23 protein-coding genes are annotated in these 22,849 nt (G+C 70.8%); 13 read left to right on the forward strand and 10 right to left on the reverse strand.

Going from position 1 to position 22,849, the window contains the following annotated elements; all coding sequences use genetic code 11:
* Positions 1-157: 157 nt before the first annotated feature.
* The 7 genes from BCD48_RS17125 (at position 158) to BCD48_RS17155 (ending at position 8,074) form a co-directional block, all read left to right on the forward strand.
* Positions 158-1,453, forward strand: a complete 1,296-nt coding sequence (locus BCD48_RS17125; RefSeq protein WP_071049391.1) for a lysine N(6)-hydroxylase/L-ornithine N(5)-oxygenase family protein — start codon at positions 158-160, stop codon at positions 1,451-1,453.
* The gene (locus BCD48_RS17130) at positions 1,453-2,517 is read left to right on the forward strand and encodes an NAD(P)/FAD-dependent oxidoreductase (RefSeq protein ID WP_083418786.1); all 1,065 of its coding nucleotides are present in this window, start codon (positions 1,453-1,455) and stop codon (positions 2,515-2,517) included. Before BCD48_RS17125 ends, BCD48_RS17130 begins: the two co-directional genes overlap by 1 nt.
* Positions 2,514-4,502, forward strand: coding sequence for a class I tRNA ligase family protein (locus tag BCD48_RS17135; RefSeq protein ID WP_071049392.1), 1,989 nt, complete (start codon positions 2,514-2,516; stop codon positions 4,500-4,502). Before BCD48_RS17130 ends, BCD48_RS17135 begins: the two co-directional genes overlap by 4 nt.
* Positions 4,499-6,001: an AMP-binding protein gene (locus BCD48_RS17140; protein ID WP_071049393.1), complete on the forward strand. Its 1,503-nt coding sequence runs from the start codon at positions 4,499-4,501 to the stop codon at positions 5,999-6,001. The genes BCD48_RS17135 and BCD48_RS17140 overlap by 4 nt, the downstream gene beginning before the upstream one ends.
* A 124-nt stretch (positions 6,002-6,125) precedes the next feature.
* Positions 6,126-6,416, forward strand: a complete 291-nt coding sequence (locus BCD48_RS17145) for a hypothetical protein (protein WP_071049394.1) — start codon at positions 6,126-6,128, stop codon at positions 6,414-6,416.
* A gap of 3 nt (positions 6,417-6,419) precedes the next feature.
* Positions 6,420-7,019 carry a GNAT family N-acetyltransferase gene (locus BCD48_RS17150; protein ID WP_071049395.1) on the forward strand — a complete coding sequence of 200 codons (600 nt, stop codon included), beginning with the start codon at positions 6,420-6,422 and terminating at the stop codon, positions 7,017-7,019.
* Complete coding sequence (locus BCD48_RS17155) at positions 7,016-8,074, forward strand: C45 family autoproteolytic acyltransferase/hydrolase (protein ID WP_241841797.1); 1,059 nt, start codon at positions 7,016-7,018, stop codon at positions 8,072-8,074. The genes BCD48_RS17150 and BCD48_RS17155 overlap by 4 nt, the downstream gene beginning before the upstream one ends.
* Before the next feature lie 103 nt (positions 8,075-8,177).
* Here BCD48_RS17155 and BCD48_RS17160 read toward each other — a convergent pair whose 3' ends face one another.
* Positions 8,178-8,633, reverse strand: coding sequence for a nitroreductase/quinone reductase family protein (locus BCD48_RS17160; protein ID WP_198543279.1), 456 nt, complete (start codon positions 8,631-8,633; stop codon positions 8,178-8,180).
* Between the two features lie 60 nt (positions 8,634-8,693).
* Positions 8,694-9,317 carry a TetR/AcrR family transcriptional regulator gene (locus BCD48_RS17165; RefSeq protein ID WP_071049397.1) on the reverse strand — a complete coding sequence of 208 codons (624 nt, stop codon included), beginning with the start codon at positions 9,315-9,317 and terminating at the stop codon, positions 8,694-8,696.
* A gap of 289 nt (positions 9,318-9,606) precedes the next feature.
* Between BCD48_RS17165 and BCD48_RS17170 the strand changes: the two genes are divergently transcribed.
* Complete coding sequence (locus BCD48_RS17170) at positions 9,607-11,766, forward strand: MMPL family transporter (RefSeq protein WP_071049398.1); 2,160 nt, start codon at positions 9,607-9,609, stop codon at positions 11,764-11,766.
* Between the two features lie 85 nt (positions 11,767-11,851).
* Here BCD48_RS17170 and BCD48_RS17175 read toward each other — a convergent pair whose 3' ends face one another.
* On the reverse strand, positions 11,852-12,388 hold the full coding sequence (locus BCD48_RS17175; RefSeq protein ID WP_083418787.1) for a hypothetical protein: 537 nt from the start codon (positions 12,386-12,388) through the stop codon (positions 11,852-11,854).
* Between the two features lie 701 nt (positions 12,389-13,089).
* On the opposite strand from BCD48_RS17175, the gene BCD48_RS17180 reads away from it, so the two are divergent.
* The 3 genes from BCD48_RS17180 to BCD48_RS17190 all read left to right on the forward strand — a co-directional run bounded on the left by BCD48_RS17180 (position 13,090) and on the right by BCD48_RS17190 (position 15,874).
* On the forward strand, positions 13,090-13,719 hold the full coding sequence (locus BCD48_RS17180; protein WP_198543280.1) for an AraC family transcriptional regulator: 630 nt from the start codon (positions 13,090-13,092) through the stop codon (positions 13,717-13,719).
* Between the two features lie 439 nt (positions 13,720-14,158).
* Positions 14,159-15,229, forward strand: coding sequence for a Rieske 2Fe-2S domain-containing protein (locus tag BCD48_RS17185; RefSeq protein ID WP_071049462.1), 1,071 nt, complete (start codon positions 14,159-14,161; stop codon positions 15,227-15,229).
* 18 nt (positions 15,230-15,247) lie between these two features.
* Positions 15,248-15,874, forward strand: coding sequence for a tRNA-specific adenosine deaminase (locus tag BCD48_RS17190; protein ID WP_071049400.1), 627 nt, complete (start codon positions 15,248-15,250; stop codon positions 15,872-15,874).
* 48 nt (positions 15,875-15,922) lie between these two features.
* Here BCD48_RS17190 and BCD48_RS17195 read toward each other — a convergent pair whose 3' ends face one another.
* Positions 15,923-16,891: an aldo/keto reductase gene (locus BCD48_RS17195; protein ID WP_071049463.1), complete on the reverse strand. Its 969-nt coding sequence runs from the start codon at positions 16,889-16,891 to the stop codon at positions 15,923-15,925.
* A gap of 526 nt (positions 16,892-17,417) precedes the next feature.
* Between BCD48_RS17195 and BCD48_RS17200 the strand changes: the two genes are divergently transcribed.
* Positions 17,418-18,305 (forward strand): helix-turn-helix transcriptional regulator, encoded by an 888-nt coding sequence (locus BCD48_RS17200; protein WP_071049401.1) that lies wholly within the window; start codon positions 17,418-17,420, stop codon positions 18,303-18,305.
* A gap of 144 nt (positions 18,306-18,449) precedes the next feature.
* On the opposite strand, the gene BCD48_RS17205 is transcribed toward BCD48_RS17200, so the two are convergent.
* From BCD48_RS17205 to BCD48_RS17220, 4 genes are read right to left on the reverse strand one after another with little or no spacing between them, the layout of a single operon-like run.
* Positions 18,450-18,743, reverse strand: coding sequence for a cytochrome C oxidase subunit IV family protein (locus BCD48_RS17205; protein WP_071049402.1), 294 nt, complete (start codon positions 18,741-18,743; stop codon positions 18,450-18,452).
* 3 nt (positions 18,744-18,746) lie between these two features.
* Complete coding sequence (locus BCD48_RS17210; RefSeq protein WP_071049403.1) at positions 18,747-19,337, reverse strand: cytochrome c oxidase subunit 3; 591 nt, start codon at positions 19,335-19,337, stop codon at positions 18,747-18,749.
* Positions 19,334-20,116 carry a hypothetical protein gene (locus BCD48_RS17215; protein ID WP_071049404.1) on the reverse strand — a complete coding sequence of 261 codons (783 nt, stop codon included), beginning with the start codon at positions 20,114-20,116 and terminating at the stop codon, positions 19,334-19,336. The genes BCD48_RS17210 and BCD48_RS17215 overlap by 4 nt, the downstream gene beginning before the upstream one ends.
* On the reverse strand, positions 20,113-20,979 hold the full coding sequence (locus tag BCD48_RS17220; protein ID WP_241841798.1) for a hypothetical protein: 867 nt from the start codon (positions 20,977-20,979) through the stop codon (positions 20,113-20,115). The genes BCD48_RS17215 and BCD48_RS17220 overlap by 4 nt, the downstream gene beginning before the upstream one ends.
* Between BCD48_RS17220 and BCD48_RS17225 the strand changes: the two genes are divergently transcribed.
* Entirely contained in the window at positions 20,972-21,490 is a 519-nt protein-coding gene (locus BCD48_RS17225; RefSeq protein WP_241841799.1) for a TetR/AcrR family transcriptional regulator, read from the forward strand. The genes BCD48_RS17220 and BCD48_RS17225 overlap by 8 nt on opposite strands.
* A 621-nt stretch (positions 21,491-22,111) precedes the next feature.
* On the opposite strand, the gene BCD48_RS55700 is transcribed toward BCD48_RS17225, so the two are convergent.
* A complete protein-coding gene (locus BCD48_RS55700) occupies positions 22,112-22,261 on the reverse strand; it encodes a hypothetical protein (protein ID WP_349308026.1) in 150 nt (49 codons plus the stop codon).
* Positions 22,262-22,264: 3 nt separating this feature from the next.
* Entirely contained in the window at positions 22,265-22,750 is a 486-nt protein-coding gene (locus BCD48_RS17230; protein ID WP_349308027.1) for a TetR/AcrR family transcriptional regulator, read from the reverse strand.
* Between the last annotated feature and the right edge of the window lie 99 nt (positions 22,751-22,849).

Below are 22,849 nucleotides of genomic sequence, written 5' to 3' on the forward strand. Positions count from 1 at the left end.
CCACACCGCTCCCTGCCCGTAACACTCCCTGCCCGTAACACCCCTCTCCGTCCGCACCACCCCCCTTCGACGCCGGGTGGTCGGCGAACCCGCCGCCGGTCGACGTGACCGCGCTCGACGACCTGATCTCGCCAGACGCTGAAAGCGAGCTCTACTCATGGGGAGTACGTCTCCGCGGTACCGCTGTGTCGGAATCGGCGCCGGACCAGCGAACCTGAGCCTCGCCGCCCTGCTGCACGGTGACCCGGCGACGCCAAACCTGATCATCGACCGGAAGGCCGAGTTCAGCTGGCACGACGACCAGCTCGTCCCGGGCGCGACCCTCCAGGTGTCCTTGTTCAAGGACCTGGTCAGCCTGTCCGACCCGACCAGCCCGTTCTCGTTCATGGCCTACCTGCACGACCGCGGGCGGATCTACCACTACCTCAACGCGCGGTTCGACAACGTGCCCCGCGAGGAGTTCCGCAACTACCTGCGCTGGGCCTGCGGCCGCAACGAGAACGTCGTCTTCGGCGAGGAGGCGCGGTCCGTCGACTTCGTCGACGACGCGTTCGTGGTGCGAACCGGCCGGCGCACCCTCCGGTCGGACAACGTGGTGGTCGGCGTCGGAACCGCGCCGTGGGTGCCGCCGTTCGCCCGGCGGCACCTGGGCGGCGCCACCCAGTTCCACGTCAGCGAGTTCCGGTCGAAGGCCGTCGGCCTGCGCGACCGGCGGGTGGCGGTGATCGGCGGCGGGCAGTCCGGGGCCGAGGCGTTCCTCGACCTGATCTCCAGGCCGGAGGGCGAGCTGCCTCACCGGGTGTCGTGGCTGTCCCGGCGGCGCAACTACTTCCCGATGGACGACTCGCCGTTCACCAACGAGTTCTACATGCCCTGCCACTCCGACTACTTCGCCGACCTCGACCCGGCGGTGCGGACCGAGTTCAACATCCAGCACGTGCTGACCAGCGACGGCATCTCCGAGGCCACCGCGCGCAGGATCTACCAGCAGGTCTACGTCCACCGGTTCATCACCGGCGCCCCGCAGCTCGCCGGGCTCTACCCCAACCGTGAGGTGGTCAGCGTCGAGGCGTGCTCGCCCGACGGCTGGAGCATCTCCGCCCAGCACAACGACCTGGCGGGCGGGCTGGAGATCTTCGAGGCCGATGTGATCATCTGGGCCACCGGTTTCCGGCCGGCTCGGATGGACTTCCTGGCGCCCCTGGAAGGGCGCCTGGAGCGGGAGGGCGACGAGTACCGGGTCGACGCCGACTTCGCCGCCCGCTGGGACGGCCCGGCCGACCGGAACCTGTTCCTGCAGAACGCCACCCGCGCGCAGCGCGGCCTCGCCGAGGTGAACCTCAGCCTCAACGCCTGGCGCAGCCAGCGCATCGTGGACCGGATCCGTGGCGTCCGGGCCAGGGCACAGGACCCGGCGTTCGTCGAGTGGTCACCGAAGACGGGAGCCCACTGATGGGCCAAGGGGCGTGCGATCATGGCGAAGCCGCGCGCCCGGAGGCCGCCGCCCAGGCGACGCCGACCGTGGACGCCGACATCGTGGTGGTCGGTGCCGGAGTGGTCGGCTGCCTGGTGGCCACCGAGGCGATGGCCCGCGAGCCCCGGCGGCGGGTGACGGTGATCGACAAGGGGCTGGTCGGGGGAGGGGCCTCCCGGTTCTCCGCCGGCCTGCACTTCCCCCGCGGGGCCTCCGCGCGGGTGCGGGCCATGGCCGCCTACAGCGGGCGCTGGTACGAGGAGCTGCGCCGGCGAGACCCACAGATGCCCATCCACCCGGTCGGCATGACCGTGGTCAGCGCCGACGAGGCCTCGGTCCGGGAGCACTATCTCGCCGAGGTCCGGCTGCGCCCGGTCGACGGCGGCTGGGACTGCGACGGGGCGCAGTACGCCGACGTCGGCGCGCTGACCCAGCTGCTGGCCGCCCGGCTGCGCGACCGGGTGACGATCCGTGAGGGCACGGCGGTCACCTCCGTGAGTCCGACCGCGGACGGCGTCGTTCTCACGCTGGGCACCGGCGCGCGGCTCACCGCCAGCCGGGTCGTGCTGGCGCCCGGCCCCTGGCTCGCCTGGCCGGAGCTGCTCGCCCCGCTCGGCATCCGCGTCAAGAAGGTCGTCGCCCTGCACGTCGAACGACCCGCCTCCCTGACTGACCGCGCGACCGTCTTCCACGACGAGGACGCGTTCCTGCTCCCGCTCGCCCACCGTCGCCACTGGCTGTTCAGCTACACCTCGACCGACTGGGACGTCACACCCGACGCGCTGGCCGGCGGGCTGTCCGCCGAAGACCTCGACCGCGGTCGGGCGCTCCTGGCGCACCACGCCCCGGCGCTGCGCCCGCACTGCGTCTCGGGCCGGGTCTTCTGCGACGCGTACAGCCCTGACCGTGCGCCGATCGTGCGCCCGATCACCGCCGACGGCCGGGTGATGTTCGCCGGGGCGGCGGGCGGTTCCGGCTACCGGCTGGCCCCCGCGATCGCCGCCGAGTGCGCCGACTGGCTCGACGAGGAGGACAGTGCATGATCATCGAGCGCTATGACGCCGCCGCGCTCTCCCAGGCCTTCGGGATCGACATGGCCTCGGTCGACGGGCTGGGCTCCGCCGCCGCCTGGGGCCGCGTCGCGCCCCACAGCGTCTCGATGCACCACCGGCACGACGAGACCGAGCTGATCGTCGTCGTCGCCGGCCGCGGTGAGGTCGTCGTGGGCGCGGGGCACCACCCGGTCGAGGCGGGTACCGCCCTGCTGTTCGAACCGTTCGAGGACCACGTCGTGCGCAACACGGGGGACCGGGATCTGGTCTTCCTCAGCCAGTACTGGCGCGACGGCGCCCGCGCGGTGTCCTCGGCCGCGCCGGTGACCAGCGAGCATCGCGGCCGGCCGGTGTTCGTCTTCTCGACGCCGCCCACCCCGAACGGCGACCTTCACCTCGGCCACCTCGCCGGGCCCTACCTGGGCGCCGACGTCTACGTCCGGTTCCAGCGGATGCACGGCGCCCGCGTCTGGCACCTGACGGGCAGCGACGACTTCCAGTCCTACGTGGTCGACCGCGCTCGCCGGGAAGGCAGGTCGAACGCCGAGACGGCGGCGCACTACAGCGCCGAGATCGCGGAAACCCTGCGGCTGATGGACATCTCGCCCGACCAGTACACCGCGACGAGCACCGACCCCACCTACGTCCCCGTGCTGAGGGACTTCTTCACCGGGCTGGTCGAGCGCGGCGCGATCGCCGCGGCGGACGGCCCCGCGCTGTTCGACCCGCGGACCGGCCAGTACCTCTACGAGGTGGACGTCCGCGGCCGCTGCCCCGGCTGCGGCCAGACCACCGGCGGCAACATCTGCGAGGAGTGCGGCGAGCCGAACACCGTGGCCGACCTGGCCGACCCGGTCGCCGCGCCGTCCGGCCAGGCACCGACCGCCGGCACGGCCCGTCGCTACCTGCTCGGGCTGCACGAGCACGCCGGCACGGTGCTCGACCACCACCGCCGGGGCCGCGTCCCGGCCCGGTTGCGGGAGCTCGCCGCGCGGCTGTTCCGCCGGGAACGCATCGACCTCCCCGTGAGCCACCCCAGCGACTGGGGCGTCACCCCGCGCGAGGCGGACGGCGCCGGCCAGGTGATCTGGGTGTGGCCGGAGATGGCCTTCGGTTTCCTGTATGGCATCCAGAAGCTGGGCGAGCGGCTCGGCCACGGCTGGACGGCAGCCGAGCCGGCCGACGACTGGAAGATCGTCCATTTCTTTGGCTACGACAACAGCTTCTACCACGCGATTCTCTACCCGGTGCTCTACCGGCTCGCCCTGCCCGGCTGGACACCGGACATCGACTACCACGTCAACGAGTTCCTCCTCTACGACGGCCAGAAGTTCTCGACCAGCCGCCGGCACGCCATCTGGGGCAAGCAGATCCTCGACGCCGACAGCGTGGACGCCGTGCGGTACTTCCTCGCCCGTAACCGCCCCGAAGTGGAGCGGACGAACTTCACGCTCGCCGACTACGAACACACGCTGTCGACCAGCCTGATCGGTACCTGGCAGTCCTGGCTGAACGACCTCGGCTGGCGGGTCGCCGACCGCCACGGCGGTGTGGCGCCCGACGCCGGCAACTGGACGCCCGAGCACGCCGGGTTTCTCGGCCGGCTGGAGGCCCGGCTCCGCGCGCTCACCGCCAGCCTGCGGCCCGGCGGGTTCTCCCTCAACCAGGCCGCCGCCGAACTGGACGCGCTGGTGGCGGACGCGTCGCGGTTCAGCCGCGCGGAGGATGGGCTGGCGCGGGCCGGCGGCATGCCGGACGAGACGCGCACGGCCACGGCGCTCGAGCTGGCCGCCGCCGCGCTGCTCGCGCGCGGCGCCGCGCCGGTGATGCCGCGCTTCGCCGGCCGGCTGGCCGAGGCCCTCGGCCAGCCGCCGCCCGACCGGTGGCCGAGCACCGTCGAGCTGATACCGCCGGGCAGCAAGCTCACCCTCGCCGACGCCACGTTCTTCCGCCCGACCAGCGGGAACCTCTCGTGATCAACGAGCTCCTGGCGTCCACGCCGGACCGCGGGACCCTGCACATCAGCAGGCTGGCCGGCACCCGCGAGGTCCCGCTCGCCGAGGTCTGGCGGTTGTCCGGTCTGGTCGCGGCCGGCCTGCGTGCCCGCGGCCTCGGCGCGGGCGACCGGATCGGCATCCTCGGCGCCAACAGCCTCGAATGGGTAGTGCTCGACCTGGCCGCCCTGCGCAGCAAGGTCGAGACCGCCGGCCTGGAACCAGGCAAGTTCATGCCCACGCGCGAGCTCATGCGCCGCTACGGCCTGTCCCTCCTCTTCACCGACCGGCCGTGCGACGAGCCCGGCGTCGAGCAGCTCGGGACGCTGCTCGACGACCTGACCGACCTGACCGGCGCGGCGCAACCGGCGCCGGCGACGTACGCCCCGGACGAGGTCACCACGATCAAGTTCACCTCGGGAAGCACCGGCACACCCAAGGGCCTGGGCGCCACCATCGGCAGCGTCGACAGTTCGCTGAACGCCGTCCAGGACATGTTCGGCCATGGCCCCGGCGACAACCTGCTCGTGTTCCTGCCGTTGTCGTTGCTCCAGCAGCGCTACTGGGTGTACTCGGCGCTGCGGTACGGCCATGACGTGACGGTGTGCACCTACGAGGCGGCCTTCGCGGCGCTCACCCAGGTACGCCCGACCGTCGTGATGGGCGTGCCCGGCTTCTTCGAGGGCGCCCGCAGCCAGATCGAGCGCCGCGCCCGGCGCACCGGCCTGGACCTCGCCGAGGTGGCTCGCGACCTGTTCGGCGACCGCATCCGCTACCTGTGGACCGGCTCGGCCCCCGCCGATCCCGCCACCCTCGCCTTCTTCAACCGGCTCGGGCTGCCGATCTACGAGGGCTACGGTCTCAACGAGACCTGCATCGTGGCCAAGAACCACCCGGCGGCGCACCGCGAGGGCAGCGTGGGCCGGGTGCTGCCGGGCAAGCAGGTGATCGTCGACGACGACGGGGTCATCCACGTGCGCGCCGAGCACCCGGTGAACCGGCGGTACGCCTACTGCGAGCCCGGCGACTCCGAACGCGTCTTCGGCCCTGATGGCACGGTCCGCACCGGCGACCTCGGATATCTCGACCCCGACGGCTTCCTTTTCATCCTCGGCCGCGCCGATGACACGATCGTGCTCGACAACGGCAAGAAAGTCATTGTCCGGCAGATCGAGGAACACCTGAAGGCCAGCCCGGCCATCGCGGAATGCGTGCTCTACTGCCCCGCCCAGACGGAGCTGGTGGCGGTCGTCTCGCCCGCGTCGGCGCCGGCGGACACGGCCGCCATTTCGGCGCAGCTCACGGCCACGAACCGCGCGCTCAGCGGTGACCAGTACATCCACCGCGTCGTGGTGGCCGACGAGCCGTTCAGCATCGACAACGGCCTGCTCACCTCGCAGTACAAGCCCAGGCGGAAGCAGATCCGGGCGCGCTACCTGCGCGAGATCGGCGACCCGAGGAAGGGAATCCATGCTGCCTGACCCAGCCAAAGACGCTCCCCCAAAGATCGGCTGGCGCCGATCTTTGGGGACCCCGGCGGCGACAATGGCGAAGCCTTGCGCGGCCGGAGGCGTACCAGCCGACCCAGCCAAAGGCCGCGCGACAATGGCGAAGCCTTGCGCGGCCGGAGGCGTGCCAGCCGACATCGAGGCCGCGGCCCGGGAGAACCTGGCGGCGGTGCTGACGTTCGACGTCGCCCCCGCCGACCTGGCGAGCGACGTCGACCTGACCGGCACCTATGGGCTCACCTCACTGAACAAGGTTCTTTTCCTGACCTCGCTGTGCAGGGACACGGGCGTCGACATCGCGCGCCTCACCGAGGACGATCTGGCGGGAATGCACACGCTGCGCGACTGCGTGGACATCCTGTCGCCGCACCTTCCGGCCGGGACCTGACCGGTGGCCTGGAGCACGGACGGTCCGGCCGTCCTGGGTAACGACCATGTCCGCCTCGCGCCCGTCACCGAGCCCGACCGGGAACCATTGCGGGCGATCGCCCTTGACCCGGACATCTGGCGGTACTTCGTGTCCCGGGTGGAATCCGACCCCGACTTCGACGCGTTCTTCGACGCCACGCTGGCCGATCACCGAGCCGGCCGGCGATGTGTCTTCGTCATCACCGACAGGCGCACCGGCCGGGCCGCGGGCAGCATGAGCTACGGCAACCTGTCCGAACCGGACTCCAGGCTGGAGATCGGCTGGTCCTGGCTCGGCCGCGACTTCCGCGGCGCGGGGATCAACCGGTGGGCCAAGTTGCTGCTGCTGGAGCACGCCTTCGAACGCCTGGGCGCGTTGCGGGTGGAGTTCAAGACCGACGTGCTCAACACCCAGGCCCGGCGCGGCCTACGCAACATCGGCGCCGTCGAGGAGGGCGTGCTCCGCAGCTACAACCCCATGCCGGACGGGCGCCGCCGCGACGCGGTCTACTACAGCGTCCTGGCCGAGGAATGGCCGAGCCTGAAGAAGACACTCAGCGAGCACCCGAAGGTGCGCCCGTGACGGTGCTGGTCAGGGCCGACGGGGAGCCGGCGGAGCTGGGCAGGGCTCACGGGGCGGCACTCGCGGGCCGGCTGCGGTCGTTCATCGACGACGACGCCTGCCGGCTTGGCCGGCTGCTCCCCGAGCCGGTGACGGTCGACGGCCTGCGCCCGACGATCGCCCGGTACCGCGCCCAGATCGAGCGCGCCACACCGCGGCTCGCCGAGGAGGTCGCCGGGCTCGCGGCCGGCGCCGGCCTGGACGAGGACGAGGCCTGGCTGCTCCAGCTTCGACGCGAGATCCTCGGCTACACCAAGATCCCCACCTCGGGAGACTGCACCACCTACGCGCGGGACGCCGGCCCTCTGCTCGCCCAGACCCCTCTGCTCGCCCAGACCCCTCTGCTCGCCCAGACCGTCGACCTCAACGGCGGCCTGGACGACCAGATCGCCGTGCTCGACCTCGCCTCGCCGATCGGCCGCTCGCTCGTGCTGAGCTTCGGGGGCCTGCTCGGATACCTCGGCCTCAACAGCCGCGGCCTCGCCGTCGGGCTCAACCTCGTCCTCGGCGGCGACTGGCGGGCAGGCCTGCCCCCGTACCTGGCGATCCGGCACCTTCTCGACACGGCGGCGAGCGTCGAGGAAGCACTCGACGTCCTGGGCGGTCTGCGGCTGGCTAGCTCGCGGTCGCTGACCCTCTGCGATGCCACCCAGGCCGTCTGTGTGGAGATCCTCGGAGACGAGCAGCGGACCATGCGGGCGCCACAGACCGTGCACACCAACCACTTCCTGCACCCGGACCTCGCCGCCCACGACGAGATCAACGTGTTCGCCCGCAACTCCTCCGTCCGCCGGCTCGAGGCGGCCAGGGCGGCGCTCGCGAGCGCGGGGACGGAGCCCGAGGAGCACCTGGCGCTGCTGTCCGCACCGCCGATCCGAGTACCGGACAGCCGCGACATCCGGCGCGAGCGCACGGTCGCGGCGGCGGTCCTGCTGCCGGGGCTTGGCGAACTACGCCTTCGGCCCGGTGACCCCGCGCTGTCCACGACCGAGACATTCCGGCTGGAGCGGCGGTAGGGGCGGCGCCCCGGCACTCCTCCGGCGCGTCCGGCGCGTCCGGAGGGGTCGCGGACCGTGGCCGACGCGGCCTCGGGCGCGTCCGCGTACGGGTGGGGCGCGGTCAGGTCGAGCGGGGGGCCAGGCGGATGACCGGGAGTTCGCGGTCGGTCTTCTGCTGGTATTGGGCGAAGCGGGGGGAGTTGGCGGTGATCCGCTGCCACGCGTCATCACGCGCCCCGCCGTGGAGCTGCTCGGCGGTCACGGCCACCTTGCGGCCGGCCGTCTCGATCTGGACCTCGTCCGGGTGCGCGGCGAGGTTGTAGTACCAGGCCGGGTTGCGGGGCGCGCCAGCGGCCGACGCCACGATCAGCCAGCTGCCCTCGTCGCCGGGGAAACAGGCGACCGGGGTCTCGCGCGCGGTTCCGGTCCTGCGACCGACGGTGGTCAGGACCAGGGCGTCGGATCCGCCCGCCTGGCCGCCCTTGCGGATCCTCTTCGCCATCAGTTTGTTCGGCAGGTTGACCCACTTGCCGGGCTGCCGGGCGCCGCGGGTGCCGTTCTGCGTGTCGAAGCTCATCTGACTACCTCCACAGGGCCTGTGTCGTCCTGACAAGACCTGTGCCCATCATCACGCGATTCACCGCGCGGCTGTTCGGTGACCTAGGGGATGGCGCGTCGACGGGGCGGGAATGCCCAGCGCGCCGCACGCGGCGGCGAGTGTCGCGGCGCGGACGGCGGTCGGGTCGTCGTCCGGGTCGGCGTGGACAAGCCCGGCCCAGATGGCGCCGACGGCGGCCCGGGCCCTGGCCCGGGCCGCCGTGTCCGGCTCGGCCTGGCCGGACAGCAGCTGCAGTATCCGCCGGGACAGGTCGGCATGCTCGGCGGTCGCGGGGCGGTGGGTGACGGACGGGTCCTGGGTGAGGACACGGATCAGGTCCAGGTCCGCGCCGGCGATGTCGACGTAGGCGGCGAGCAGCGCGCGGCGGGCGGAGGGGGCGGCGCTCAGTGGCGTCCCGGTGACCAGCGCGCGCATCTGCTCGACGAAGGGGGCGGCCAGCGCCTTCAGCAGGTCGTCCTTGGTACGGAAGTGGTAGTACAGGGCGGCCTTGGTGAACCCGAGCCGCTCGGCGAGCTCGCGGGTCGTGGTGGCCGCGAAGCCCTGGGAGACGAACAGCTCCCGCGCCGTGCTGAGGATCTGCTCTCGGGTGCCCGCCGGCGGGGTCACGCCGCCCGTCAGAGCCGTGGCGGCAGTGCTGGCCATACGGGCTTTCTCCTCATCGCAGTGTCCGTCGCCCGGATCATTCGGGCCGGGACGGGGGGCTTGATTGTAGGCGTTGACATCCTCACATTCACTTGACGTGCGCCCGGTCGGACGTCCAGCGCACCTCCGTGGACGCACGGAATCTACTTGACGGGCGCCTAGTAAGTCCCTTGTCGGGCGACAGGTATGCTGCCTTCCGTTGGCGCGGTCGGTTCGACCGCTTCGCGACCCGGGACCGGCAGCCGGCCAGGCACGGCCGGACCTCCCGAGCTCGGAAAAGGAGCCGCACATGTTCGCCGCGCTCGGCCGATTCGTGGTGCGTCGCCGGTGGTGGGTGATCGCCGCGTGGGTCGTGGCGGCGGTCGCGATCGTGGCGAGCGCGCCGAAGCTGAAGTCGACCAGCGACGAGGCGTCCTTCCTGCCGAGCCACTACGAGTCGATCCAGGCGCAGAACGTGCAGCAGGAGGCGTTCCCGCAGGCGGCGACACCGGCGGCGATCGTGGTGCTCGAACGCGCCGACGGCGCGGCGCTGACCGCGGCCGACTCGGCGAAGGTGGCCGAGATCGGCGCGGCGCTGACGGCGGCCAAGGTGCCGAACGTGACCGCGGTCCAGACCGGTAAGCCGTCCCCGAACAAGTTGATCCAGACGATCGGCGTGCAGATGACCGAGCTCTCCGGCGCGAACGACAAGCGCCAGAGCGACGCGGCCAAGGTCCTGCGCGCAGACCTTCAGGACAAGCTGGCGGGCACCGGGCTGAAGGGCGGCATCACCGGCACCGCCGCGCAGGCGCTCGACTCGGAGAAGTCCGGCAACCGGGCCGAGGCGATCATCGGCGTGGCCACGATCGGCCTGATCATCATCCTGCTGCTGGTGATCTTCCGTAGCCCGATCATCGCGCTGCTGCCGATCGTGACCATCGGCCTGGTCTCGCAGATCGCGACCGGGTTCATCGGCTGGGCCAACGAGGCGTTCAACCTCAAGACCGACAGCTCCGTGACGTCGCTGCTGATCGTGGTGCTTTTCGGCGTCGGTACGGACTACATCCTGTTCCTGATGTTCCGCTACCGGGAACGCCTACGCGCAGGCGAGGACCCGAAGACGGCGATGATCGCCGCCGTCACCCGGGTGGGCGAGGCGATCACCTCGGCCGCCGGCGCCGTCATCATCGCCTTCCTGATCCTCAGCCTGTCCACGCTCGGGCTGTTCAAGTCGCTCGGCCCGGCGTTGGCCATCGCCGTAGCGGTCACCCTGCTCGCCGGGCTCACGCTCATCCCGGCCATCGTGTCCCTGCTGGGAACCCGCGTGTTCTGGCCGTCGAAGAGCTGGCGGCGCGAGCCGACCGGTGCCCGCTTCGCCGCGATCGGCACCGCGATGGGCCGCCACCCCGGCCGGTTCGCCCTCGCCTCGGGCGGCGTCCTCGTGGCGCTGTCCATCGCCGCGCTCGGTTTCCACCCGAACTTCGACCTCAGCGGCGGCTCCACCACGAGTGACGCGGAGTCCAGCGTCTACAGCAACGAGCTCCTCAAGGGCCTGCCGGCGGGCGCCACCGAGCCCACCCAGATCTACCTGCGCTCCACCGGGCACACGGCCCTGACCGACACCGAGACCGCCGCCTACCACGACGCGCTGGCCAAGGTCGGCGGCGTCGGCCAGGTCGCCCCCGCCGAGCTGTCCCCGGACAGGACCGTCGCGTACTACCAGGTCACGCTCGCCGACAAGCCCGAGTCGAGCACGGCGATCGACACCGTCGACGGCCCGCTGCGCTCCACCGCCCACACCGCGGCACCGCCCGGCACCACCGCAATCGTCGGCGGCATCACCGCCGTCTATGTCGACATCCAGAAGGCCGTCAACCACGACTACACGGTCGTCTTCCCCATCGCCGCCGTTCTGATCATGCTGATACTCGGCCTGTTGCTGCGCAGCGTCGTCGCCCCGCTGTACCTGATGCTCTCCGTCGGGCTCGGCTTCGCCGCGACCCTGGGCGCCACGGTGCTGATCTTCCAGAACGCCGGCGGGGAGCCCGGCCTGATCTTCATGCTGCCGATCATCATGTACCTGTTCGTCGTCGCCCTCGGCACCGACTACAACATCCTGATGATCGCCCGGCTTCGAGAGGAGGCCCGCGAGGGCCGCAACCCCCGCGAGGCCGCCGCGATGTCGCTGCGCCACACCGGCCCCACGGTCGCCGCGGCCGGAGTCATCCTGGCCGGGACGTTCGCCTCGCTGATGCTCGCCGGCAACTCCACCCTCACCCAGATGGGATTCGCGATCTCCTTCGGCATCGCCGTCGCGGCCTTCGTCATGGCGATGTTCTTCACCCCGTCGCTGACAGCGCTCATCGGCCACGCCGCCTGGTGGCCCGGCCACGCCGACGCTGGCCCGCCCGCCGAGGGCGGCACCGTCGAGATCCCTCACCAGGGCTCGCATCGGCGAACCCGCGTCTGATCCCGGCGCCCGCCGGATGACCTGATCAGCCGTGGTGCACCTACGCATCATGACTGATCAGGTCGGCGGCGCGTTCGGCGGTAGCTCAGGCGTCGAGCTCAGGCTCAGGCCGGTCGGTCCTCGGTGGCTGGGCGGGCGCGCGGCGGATGATCGCCTGGAGCTGCCCGCGCAGCGCCGGGTCGCAGTGCGCGTCGACCGTCCGGTTCAGTGAGACGCCGCCCGCCCAGAGAACCTGGAGGATCTCCATCAGCGGGCCGATCTGCCCACTCAGGTCGTAGGTCGTGTCGTCCTCGGCCAGGGTGAACAGCGCCGGAACGAGCCCGTTGACCAGCGCGCTGCGGGCCCAGTCGATCTGGATGGCGTGCGTGGACGGATCGACGAGCACCACGATCTTTCCGGCGTCTAAGCTCGCCCTGCGGCTCTCGCCGGCGAGCAGCCTGGCCGCCGTGTCGAACGCGAAGCCCGATCCCGTGACGTGCAGACTGACCCTGACCTCCGGATGGCCGCCGGCACCCGTGCCCGTCTCGGTCAGGCCGGTCACCAGGGCGAGCGCCAGCGCCCCCCGCCGATCGGTGATCGTGGACCCGGTGGTCGCCTGCGTCTGGGGAGAGCGCCCGGACATCAGCATGCTCCTGTCTCGGAATTGCGTGTCGTCGGCAGGGACCACAGCTCCGCCGAGTCCGGGGTGACCTCTCACCCGCTCCCGTGCGCTCTGCCCACCGTGCCTGACGACCGCCCGAAGGCTGGAATCGTATCTGTTCGGTTCGTCACAGGCCTTCTTTGCACACCGGCGCTCTCGGTGCTCCGGTTGTGATCATCCGGCCTCCTGTGGGCGGTGCCTCAGCCCGACGGTCCCAGCCGTACCGGCTACCAGACTCACACGTACCCGAGTACCAGTCAGCCGCGGGCGGCAATACCAGTCTCACGCAGCACTCGGTACCAGTTCACCGCACATGACGGTTGGACCGCTACGGGGGCGCGTCTCCGTAGCTCAGTAGCGGACGGCGCTCTGCAGCAAGGGTGGATACACCGTGGAGGTCTCGCCGTCGACGGTGGTGCCGGCGAACTGCAGCATCGCCCGCTGCGCGCCGTGCATGGGTGCCGGGTAGTCCCGGGTAGTCCAGGTCGGGGGCCGAGACCTCGTCCAGCAGGCGGAGGTGGTCCGGGCCGAGCCGCACTTCCAGGCCGGTGAGGTTGGTCTCGAGGTGGTCCACGCGCCTGGCGCCGAGGATGCTCCCGTGCGAGCTGGAATGATCTCGGAAGTGGTCGATGACATCGAAGCGCGAGCCGGGTGTCCCGCGGTAGGCCAATCCGCGCGGCGCCTTGCCTAATCCTCTCGACTTCGCCCGGATCAGGCTTGCCTCGCGGCTGGAGGCCCCGGCCGGGCGGTGGTCGCGCACCACGGCCGGGCTTCCCGCCATCGCGACCAGCGACGCCGATATCGACCTGCTTGACGCCGTGGCGCGGATGCTGCGGCTGCTCGACCACCCCGCGGACGCGTCCGTGCTCGCCCCGCTGACCGAGCGGGAGATCCTCTGGCGGCTGCTCACCGGCCCGCACGGCGCCGTGATCCGCCAGGCCGGCCTGACCGACAGCAGCCTGTCCCACGTCAGCCGGGCGATCCGGTGGATCCGCGACAACTATGCCGAGCCCGCGCGGATCCCCGACCTCGCCCGGCTGGCCGGGATGAGCCCGTCCGCGTTCCACCGGCACTTCCGCGAGGTCACCACGATGAGCCCGCTGCAGTTCCAGAAACGCATCCGCCTCCAGGAGGCCCGCTCCCTGCTGCTCTCCCGCGCGGGCGACGTCGCCGGCGTGGGACATCTCGTCGGCTACGACAGCCCCACCCAGTTCAGCCGCGAGTACCGCCGCCTGTTCGGCGCCCCACCGGGCCAGGACGCCGCGCGCCTGCGCGCGGACACCCACCCGGGCGGCACTCGACACCTGCCCTGACCCGCTCGTGTACCTGCCGTGACCTGCTCCTGTCCGCTCCGCCACCTCGGCCACCCCGCGCGGGAGCCCGCCGGTTGACACGCCGTTTTTCGACGAACGCCACCGGCTCGTAACGACGGTGGCGGAGAGTCGGGTAGCTCCGTGGCCGGATGGCCCCGCGGACGGAAGGAGGTGTGCCGGATGAGGATGAGGATGAGGCAGGACCGTCGCGTGGACGTGCGCCGCCATGTCCACCGGCATGCCTGGACCCGCGGGCGGATCGCGCACGGCGCCTGACGCCGACGACGCCGACGACCAGACCTCCGGTCGGCCCCGTTCCGGGTGCCGCCTCGTCATGCCGCGTCCGGTGCCAGCCCACCAGTCCCTCTTGCGTGCCCGGCGGCACGCGATCCCCGCCCTTCCGAACTTTCTGGACCCTCCGAACCTTCCGAGGCTTCCGATGGCTGACGCACCCGCCGCGCTCGCCGCTCCGGTGACGCTTCCCACTGACTGCTCCTTCGACCCGGACGACTGGGCGATCCTCGCCCGGCAGTGGTATCCGGTCGCGCTGTCCCGCGAGGTCCGCGACCAGCCGGTCGCGGCTCGCCTGCTCGACGAGCGGCTCGTCGTGTACCGGGCCGGCGACGCGGTCGTCGTCGCCCGCGACCTGTGCCCCCACCGCGGCGTCCCGCTGACCCTGGGCAACGGCGACGGCGAGACCATCGCCTGCGCCTACCACGGCCTGCGGTTCGGTCCCGCCGGCGCCTGCGTCGCGATACCCGCGCACCCGCAGGCGAAGATCCCGGCCCGGATGACCCTGACGACCTACCCCGCCGTCGAGCGGTACGGGCTGGTCTGGACCTGCCTACGCCCAGATCCGGACCCGGCCCCAGGCGGACCGCCGGCGGCGGTCATCCCGCGGATGCCGCACTGGGATGACCCCGGATACCAGCGGGTGACCTGCCCGCCCTTCGACGTGGCCGCGTTCGCCGGCCGGCAGATGGAAGGCTTCTTCGACGTCGCGCACTTCGCCTTCGTACACACCGCCACCTTTGCCGACCCGGACAACGCCCAGGTCCCCGAGTACTCGCCCACCCCGACCGAACACGGCTTCGTCGCCGACTACTGGAGCACCGTCGCCAACTACCCCCGCGGCGGCCGGCAAGGTGACCCCGGATTTCGCTGGCTGCGCCACTTCGAGGCCCACCTGCCGTTCACCGGCACGCTCGTCGTGCACTTCCCGAACGACGGCCGCCTTGTGATCATGAACGCCGCGTCGCCCGTCTCCGCCCGGCGAACCAGGATGTTCGCGCCGATCGCGAAGAACGTCGATACCGACCAGCCCGACGAGGAGATCTACGACTTCAACCTGCGGATCTTCGAGGAAGACCGGGCCATCGTCGAAGCCCAGCGGCCCGAAAACCTCCCGCTCGACCCCCGCATCGAGGTCAACATCGCCGCCGACCGCAGCTCCGTCGCCTACCGACGCGGCCTGCGCGCCCTCGGTCTGAGCCACTTCTTCACCGCCTGAACAGGAAGCCCAGCCCTGATGAACCCCAGCCCCGCGTCACCCGCCATCCGCGCCGCCACCGCGCTCGACGTCGTCCTGCCCGCCTGGGTCGACGAGGAGGCCCGCGCCGCCGGCGGCGTGCTCCCCGACGTCGAGGACCGGATGCGCCTCGTGCACCGGCTCGCGGCCCGCAACCACCAGGAAGGCAGCGGCGGCCCGTTCGCCGCCGCCGTCGCCAACCCCGACACCGGCGAGATCTACGCCGCCGGCGTCAACCTCGTCCTCGCCACCGGCGTGTCCGCGATGCACGCCGAGGTCGTCGCCCTCTCCTTCGCCCAGACCCGCCTCGGGCTCTGGGACCTCAGCGCTGCCGGCACCCCGGTCGAGCTCGTCGTCAACTGGCGCCCCTGCGTCATGTGCTACGGAGCCGTCCTGTGGTCCGGCGTCCAGCTGCTGACCATCGCCGGCGACGGCGAGGAGCTCGAACAGCTCACCGGCTTCGACGAGGGACCCATGCGTGACGACTGGGCCGAGCAGTTCGCCCGCCGCGGCATCACCGTGCGCACCGACATCCTCCGCGACGAGGCCCTGAAGGTCTTCGCGGACTACGGCAGCCGCGAGGACGTCATCGTCTACAACGCCCGCCGCGGCGCCGCCGCCGACTAACCCAGCCATCGACCGGAAGCCGGCCCCGCTGACCCAACCACGGCCGTGTCAGCGTTCGATCATCCGCATCTGCTCCTCGTTGTGGTGGTCGCCGGCCGCGGGGGTGAGGCGGTCGAGCCGGTCGATCTGCTCGGGGGCCAGGGTGACCTGGTCGGCCGCGGCGTTCTCCTCCACGCGGGAGACCCGCTTGGTGCCGGGGATCGGGGCGATGTCGTCGCCCTTGGCGAGCAGCCAGGCCAGCGCCACCTGCGCGGATGTGGCGCCCACCTCGGAGGCGACCGCCGCGACCTCGTCGGCGCTGCGCAGGTTGCGGTCGAAGTTCTCGGTGGAGAACCGGGGGTTGTTCCGGCGGAAGTCGGCGTCGTCGAGCTCGCCGGCGGAGCGGATCTGGCCGGTGAGGAAGCCGCGGCCCAGCGGCGAGTACGGCACGAAGCCGATGCGCAGCTCGCGCAACAGCGGCAGCACCGCCGGCTCCGGGTCGCGGGTCCACAGGGAGTACTCGGACTGGAGCGCGGTGACCGGGTGGACGGCATGGGCCCGGCGGATCGTGGCCACACCGGCCTCGGAAAGCCCGATGTGACGGATCTTCCCCTCGGCGACCAGCTCGGCCAGGGCGCCGATGGTGTCCTCGATCGGCGTGTCCGGGTCGACGCGGTGCTGGTAGTAGAGGTCGATGTAGTCGGTGCCCAGCCGGCGCAGCGAGCCCTCGACGGCGGCCCGGATGCTCGCCGGGCTGCTGTCGAGCCCGCCGCGGCCGGTGTGGGAGATCAGCCCGAACTTCGTCGCGAGCACCACGGCGTCCCGCCGGCCCTTGAGCGCCCGGCCCACCAGTTCCTCGTTGATGTACGGCCCGTAGACCTCGGCGGTGTCGAGGAAGGTGACTCCGAGGTCCAACGCCCGGTGAATGGTCCGGATCGACTGGTCGTCGTCGCCCGGCCCGATGTACGCGGTCGACATACCCATCGCGCCCAGGCCGATCCGTGAAACATCAAGATTGCCCAGCTTGGCATGCTTCATAGTCAGGTCCTTCCGCGCCGCCTCGGCCGGGCGGCGCTGTGGCAGGTGTCCGGTCCCGATGGCGTCGGCCTCGGCGCACGGCGCGCCGGGCTTCATCCTGAGTCCCGCGGCGGCGAACGTCCTCGCCGGCTCGTGTCCCCTTGTCCGGGCTCCCCTCGGAGGGCCGACTATCACGGGAGTATGTCGGTGTTCAGGGGCGAATGAGGACCTTGAGATACAGCCGGCCACGGCCCGCACCACCGCGTCGGAGGACTCCACGAGCCGGGCGTCGGGCACGTTCTCGACCCGGACGTCGCCGGCCCCGTACACCACGGTCGCACGTATAGAAACACCTCTTCGCGATACGTCGAATGGGCCGAACAGGCACGGATCGCCAGGAACGGCGTGGCGGCCCGCCAGGCGGTCGCGGTGGGCGAGGCGGTCACGTCACCGACTCTGGCGTCAGCCGCGGCGCCCGGGGAGTGCCTGGCTTTCCAGGTAACGGCGGTACCTCCTTCCGGCCGTCGGGCGCGCCTACCGTGGAGGCATGGACAGCTACGCGGACAACCGGGCCCAGGCCCGCGAGTTCCTCGTCTCGCGGCGGGAGCGGATCACCCCCGAGCAGGCCGGGCTGCCCGCGTACGGCGGCGGCAACCGCCGCGTCAAGGGCCTACGTCGCGAGGAGGTCGCGCTGCTGGCGGGGGTGAGCATCGACTACTACGTCCGGATGGAGCGCGGGAACCTCGCCGGCGCCTCCGACGCGGTCCTCGACGGCCTCGCGACCGCGCTGCAGCTCGACGAGGCCGAGCGGGAGCACCTGTTCGACCTCGCCCGCGCGGCAGCGCCCGCTCCTGCCCGGCAGCGGCGGACGAAGACCACCGGTGTCACCGACGGAATCGAGCAGGTCCTCGACGCCATCACCGACGCCCCGGCCTGGGTCCGCAACGCCCGCCACGACCTGCTCGCCGCCAACCGACTGGCCCGCGCCCTGTACGCACCCGTGCTCGCGGACCCGAGGCGGCCGGCCAACACCGCCCGCTTCGTCTACCTCGACTCCGCCGCGCGTGCTTTCTTCGTCGACTGGGAACGCGCCGCCGACGACATCGCCGCGATGCTGCGCTCCGAAGCGGGCCGCAACCCCCAGGACAAGCAGCTCATCGAACTGATCGGCGAGCTGTCCACCCGCAGTGAGGACTTCAGCGCCCGCTGGGCCGCCCACAACGTCCGCTTCCACCGTGCCGGCCACAAGAAACTCCACCACCCGGTGGTCGGCGCGCTCGACCTCACCTTCGAGGCCATGGAGTTCCCGTCACACCCAGGGCTCACCCTCCTCGTCTACACCGCGCCAGCCGGCACCCCGACCGCGGACGGGCTCAAGCTCCTCGCCAGCTGGGCCGCCACCGCCGAAGCCACCGGTGAACTCGCACACCACTGATCAACTCGCTGCGCCGGTGCCCCCTCGGACGGCCTGCTCGCGCGGCGGGACATCATCGGCGACGGTGTCGACCTGTTAGTGATCCTGGGGACAACGGCCGCCGGGTGTGCGAAGGAAGATCCTTTTCGCACACCCTTTGGCCCGTTAGGCGGCCGCCTTTCCCACGAAATACATGCCGAGCAGGGCGGCTGCCATGAGCACGACCCAGAGATCCGTGAGGCGGCAGAGCAGCGGAGGCGCGTGCCGCACCTCCATGAACTCCCGCATGATGATCCTGACCTTGACCAGGGCGAGGGTGATCGCGCTGACGGTGACGACGGTGCTCGCCGTCGGGGCGCCGCGGTCGTCGGCCGAGCGGTCGATCCAGAGGTAGATCACCGTGATGGCTGACAGGACGAGCCAGACGGCGAGGAGTCTTTTGTTGAATGTAGTTCCCACGGCTCACCTCGCGACGTAGAGCAGAGCGAAGATCAGAACCCAGAGGAAGTCGACCGTGTGCCAATACGTGGCGCAGGTCTCGACGATCTCCTGGGATCGTCTTCTCGGACTTGCGAGCTGATAGGCGAGGACACCGAGAGCGACGAAGCCGATCAGCAGGTGGACGCAGTGAATCGCGGTGAAGAAGAAGTAATACTGGAAGAAGTCGCCGCTGGTGAACGTGTTTCCCATGTGGATCTGCCGGGCCCACTCGATGCTTTTGAGGGTCAGGAAGACCGCGCCGAAGCCCGCGGTGAGGGCCGCGTCCCGCAGTGCGAGCCGGTAGCGCCCGACGCGCGCCGTCTGGACGCAGCGGGCCACCGACCACGAGCTCGTCAGCAGGGCGATCGTGCCGAGGACTCCGAGCCAGAGGTCGAGGTGCGACTGGGCCCGCAGGAATGCGGCCTCGTGCTGAGCGCGGTAGTAGAGATAGACACCGAAGTACGAGGTGAAGACAAGGGACTCGAAGAGGACGAAGAACCACATGCCCGATTCGCCGGGCACCCGCCTTGGCGTCTTCTCCGTCGGCGCGGTCACCGTCTGCGTGGTCGTCATGACGCCACCTCCGCCACCTCCGCCGCGGCGCGCTGGCGCGGTTTCCTCGGCGGGAGGTCAGGTAGCGGACCGGTACCGAAGTCCTCACGGATGATCATATTGCGCAGCAAGGTGATGAAGACGCCGGTGTACATGCCGAAGACGGCCACGTTGATCCACCAGGCGATGGTGCCGTTCCAGGAGAAGGCACCGCGATCGAGGATCCAGGCCGGCGAGACGACGACCTCGGTGAGGGCGTTGCAGAGGTTCAGGTAGCCGAACCACCTGGGGAGGACGCGGTTCTTGTCGAGCAGGATCGCGGCCATCCAGATCAGCGAGCCGACGAGGAAGACGCCCATCGTGCCGGAAAACGACAGGAACCCGAAGTCGTAGAGCCAGTGCTGTATCGCGGGGTCCCGGTCGGGCCGCATGGCGCCGACCGTCATCGCCAGGCAGATGAGCAGAAGCCCGGGGACCGCGCTGACCGCGTACAGGATCAGGTAGGAGTAGGCGAAGGCACGGCTGACCGACATCCGCCGGATCGAGTATGTGATCAGCGCGGTGGACGTCATCGAGAGACCACCCAGCGCGAACATCAGGGCGAACCCGACAAGCAGGCCCTGATGGCGGTGCGCGAACCACGCGGTCGCCTGGTCGGCGTCATACCACGGGGGCGCCGGGGGCTGGGTACGTGTGAGCACGAAGAAGACGACCGTGAACACGTTGTAGAAGATGAGAGTCGCGTACCACATAAGCCACAGCTCGCGCTTCGGGTCCCCGCGCCAGGCGAGACGCTTCATGCGGCGGCCTCGGCGGCCTCGGCGGCCTCGGCGGCGGCGCTGTCGCGCCGCAGTGACCGGCCCAGAACGACGGACATCACGACGATCCAGATCGCGATGGCGACGTTCCTGACCCAGAACGACAGGAACCCGTCCCAGGCAAGCACGCCGCTCAGCGTCAGCCCGGCAAACCCGGCCGGCACAAGCGCGGCCGCGACGAGGACATTGAAGTGCGCGACCCACCGCCGGAACACCGGCTCTTCCTGCTCATCGAGATAGATCGCCAGGGCCAGGAAAAGGCTCTGTGCGACGAGAAAAGGAACGCCGCACGTGAACGTGACCCATCCGAGATCGTTGAAAAGCAGCGTGAGGTCGGGCGACCGATCTGGCCGGAACGCCGCCAGCAGCCAGAAGACGGTCGCGGTCAGGAACGTGATGGGGGCGGCTCCCGCGCAACCGATCATGCAGTAGCGCAGGACCGGGGTGCGGTGAGTCATATCGCGCATCCGCTCCACGATCAGCATCAGGATCGGGACCAACGCCACGCAGAACCAGTTGAGAAGGATCATGCTGTAGCGGACGCGGGCGGTGTGGTCGAGATAGAAATCCGCGACCTCCGCGGCCGGCGCCCGCGGAGACATTGGTGGCAGAAATCCAGGGAAGAGGAAGAACGCCGCGACCCAGATAACCGCCACCGCGGGTAATGTCCAGAAGATGATCGTCTCGCCGGTAGTTCGTCGCATGAGGGGCGAGGATAGCCGATCGGCTACTCTACGGTCTAGCCGATCGGCTATCCTGTCGTCCATGGCTTCGACGACGCCGTTCCGCTCGGGCACGCGCCTGGCAGAGATCAGGCACACCCCGGCCCAGGTGCGCGTGATCACCGCCGCGTTCGGGCTCTTCGCCGAGTACGGCGTGGCCGGAACATCGCTGCAGATGATCGCCGACGCGATGGGCGTCACCAAGGCGGCGGTCTACCACCAGTTCAAGACCAAGGACGAGATCGTCATCGCGACCGCCGACCACGAGCTGGTCACCCTCGAGGCGGCCGTCGAGAACGCCGAGGCGGCGCCCAGCCGCGTCGAGGCGCGCCGGGTCCTCCTACTTCAGCTGGTCGATTTCTCCGTGCGCAACCGCGCGCAGGTCCGGGCCTGGCAGGGTGACCCCGCGATGATGCGGGTCCTCGCGAAGCACGAGCCGTTCAGCGGCCTCACCAAGCGCATGTTCGCCCTGCTCGCCGACGACGACAGCGACACCGACTGGAGCATCCCGGCCGCGATGCTCGCCGCCGCCATCACTGCCGTCGGCCAGCCCGCGCTCGCGGCGCTCGACCCAGAGGTCTTGCGGCAGCGGGTCTTCCACTACGCATGCCGCCTGCTCGACCTGCACGACTGAGCCCGACGGCCGGCGCGTGACCTGGACGCCAGCGGGACAGCCTGTCCGACGGCGTTCCGGGCGGAGCCTCACCTGCGCTGCACAGAGAGTGTTCGCGTGCGCACGGCTGAAACGGCCGTGGAAGGACGACCGCGGCCGGGGCGGGTACTCGCCCCAGTCCGCGCGGCCCGGGACGGGATGGTGTCCGCCGGGGCACCGGCCCAAGCGCGGATCGTGTCAGATCAGCATGTCCCCAGGCTTGCCCATCTGCCACACATCGAAAGGCCCGAGGCGAACTGTGGCGGACTGGCCAGCCTATGGACGTGCCCAGATGCCACGTTCCGGGGTCGGAGGCCGCTCCAGCAGCGGCTGGCACCGCGCGGGACGGTCGTCCAGGAGCGTGTCAGGTGCCGACGAGCGCAGGGGCTGGCGGGCTGGGGAAACACGTCGGTCCTCGTTGCCTGGGGACTCTGGCTCGATCGGAGACTGAACGCCTGCACTGTGCTGGAGCTCCGATTCGGCTTGCCAATGTGCTGGCGCTCGGGCCGAGGTTGGGAGTGCCGGTGTGTGGCGCGTCGTTGGTCGCGCCGGCGCGGATCGTTGGCTTGCCTCGCCGTTTCGACGACCCCCGCACCGGTGGTGCTATTCGCCGTAGCTGGGCCCGGAGGGCTTGGCGGTGAGGGGTGCGTAGGCGCGGACGAAGAGGGCGACGTTGGCGCGGATGGCGGCGTCCAGGCCCGGGGCGTCGAGGTCCGGGGGCGCGGAGAGGGCGAAGGTGCCGAGTTCGGTCATCTGTCAGGAGGCTCCGGTGACCAGGGTGACGAACTGGCCAGCGGCGCGGGCCGGGTCGTCGATGGACAGCGCGCCGGCGTGGGCGATGCGGGCGAGGCTGCCGATAGGGGCTGGCCATACGGGTGTGGCGACGCGAGAACGCCACAGAGCCAGAAGCTGTGGGTGGCGGGGTGCCTCGGTCTGGACGAGCAGGCGTAGGGACGTGGTGCTCGGACTGGCGTAGACCCTGGTGAGCCGGCGGGCGAGGTCGAGGAGGTAGGCGGCCGCGTCGTCGACACCGTCTATCCGGTTGGGGAAAGCGTCCGTCGCGTCGCGCAGCGCGTCGAGGTTCGCCGAGATCCGCTCGTCGACGACGGCCAGGAAGAGCTTCTCCTTGTCGCCGAAGTGGTTGTAGACGGTCTGGCGGGAGACCGGGGTGGCGGAGGCGATGTCGTCGAGGCTTGTCGCCGCATAGCCCTGCCGCGCGAAGACCTCGAATGCGGTCCTCATGATCGCTTCGCGTTTGGCCAGCCGGCCACGGGCCGGCACGGCGGCGCTCGTACCCGCTGTGTCGGTGGCCACGAGCACACGCTACCCTCATGGACTCAT

The sequence above is a fragment of the Pseudofrankia coriaricola genome, from assembly GCF_001854805.1.
In the GTDB taxonomy this organism is placed as follows: Bacteria; Actinomycetota; Actinomycetes; order Frankiales; family Frankiaceae; genus Pseudofrankia.

What these genes read in the sequence shown, in the direction of transcription:
- BCD48_RS17125 (WP_071049391.1), top strand. Translation starts at nt 158, where the DNA reads ATGGGGAGTACGTCTCCGCGGTACCGCTGTGTCGGAATCGGCGCCGGA.
- BCD48_RS17130 (WP_083418786.1), top strand. Translation starts at nt 1,453, where the DNA reads ATGGGCCAAGGGGCGTGCGATCATGGCGAAGCCGCGCGCCCGGAGGCC.
- BCD48_RS17135 (WP_071049392.1), top strand. Translation starts at nt 2,514, where the DNA reads ATGATCATCGAGCGCTATGACGCCGCCGCGCTCTCCCAGGCCTTCGGG.
- BCD48_RS17145 (WP_071049394.1), top strand. Translation starts at nt 6,126, where the DNA reads ATGGCGAAGCCTTGCGCGGCCGGAGGCGTGCCAGCCGACATCGAGGCC.
- BCD48_RS17160 (WP_198543279.1), bottom strand. Translation starts at nt 8,633, where the DNA reads ATGAGCTTCGACACGCAGAACGGCACCCGCGGCGCCCGGCAGCCCGGC.
- BCD48_RS17165 (WP_071049397.1), bottom strand. Translation starts at nt 9,317, where the DNA reads ATGGCCAGCACTGCCGCCACGGCTCTGACGGGCGGCGTGACCCCGCCG.
- BCD48_RS17170 (WP_071049398.1), top strand. Translation starts at nt 9,607, where the DNA reads ATGTTCGCCGCGCTCGGCCGATTCGTGGTGCGTCGCCGGTGGTGGGTG.
- BCD48_RS17175 (WP_083418787.1), bottom strand. Translation starts at nt 12,388, where the DNA reads ATGTCCGGGCGCTCTCCCCAGACGCAGGCGACCACCGGGTCCACGATC.
- BCD48_RS17185 (WP_071049462.1), top strand. Translation starts at nt 14,159, where the DNA reads ATGGCTGACGCACCCGCCGCGCTCGCCGCTCCGGTGACGCTTCCCACT.
- BCD48_RS17190 (WP_071049400.1), top strand. Translation starts at nt 15,248, where the DNA reads ATGAACCCCAGCCCCGCGTCACCCGCCATCCGCGCCGCCACCGCGCTC.
- BCD48_RS17195 (WP_071049463.1), bottom strand. Translation starts at nt 16,891, where the DNA reads ATGAAGCATGCCAAGCTGGGCAATCTTGATGTTTCACGGATCGGCCTG.
- BCD48_RS17200 (WP_071049401.1), top strand. Translation starts at nt 17,418, where the DNA reads ATGGACAGCTACGCGGACAACCGGGCCCAGGCCCGCGAGTTCCTCGTC.
- BCD48_RS17210 (WP_071049403.1), bottom strand. Translation starts at nt 19,337, where the DNA reads ATGACGACCACGCAGACGGTGACCGCGCCGACGGAGAAGACGCCAAGG.
- BCD48_RS17215 (WP_071049404.1), bottom strand. Translation starts at nt 20,116, where the DNA reads ATGAAGCGTCTCGCCTGGCGCGGGGACCCGAAGCGCGAGCTGTGGCTT.
- BCD48_RS55700 (WP_349308026.1), bottom strand. Translation starts at nt 22,261, where the DNA reads ATGACCGAACTCGGCACCTTCGCCCTCTCCGCGCCCCCGGACCTCGAC.
- BCD48_RS17230 (WP_349308027.1), bottom strand. Translation starts at nt 22,750, where the DNA reads ATGAGGACCGCATTCGAGGTCTTCGCGCGGCAGGGCTATGCGGCGACA.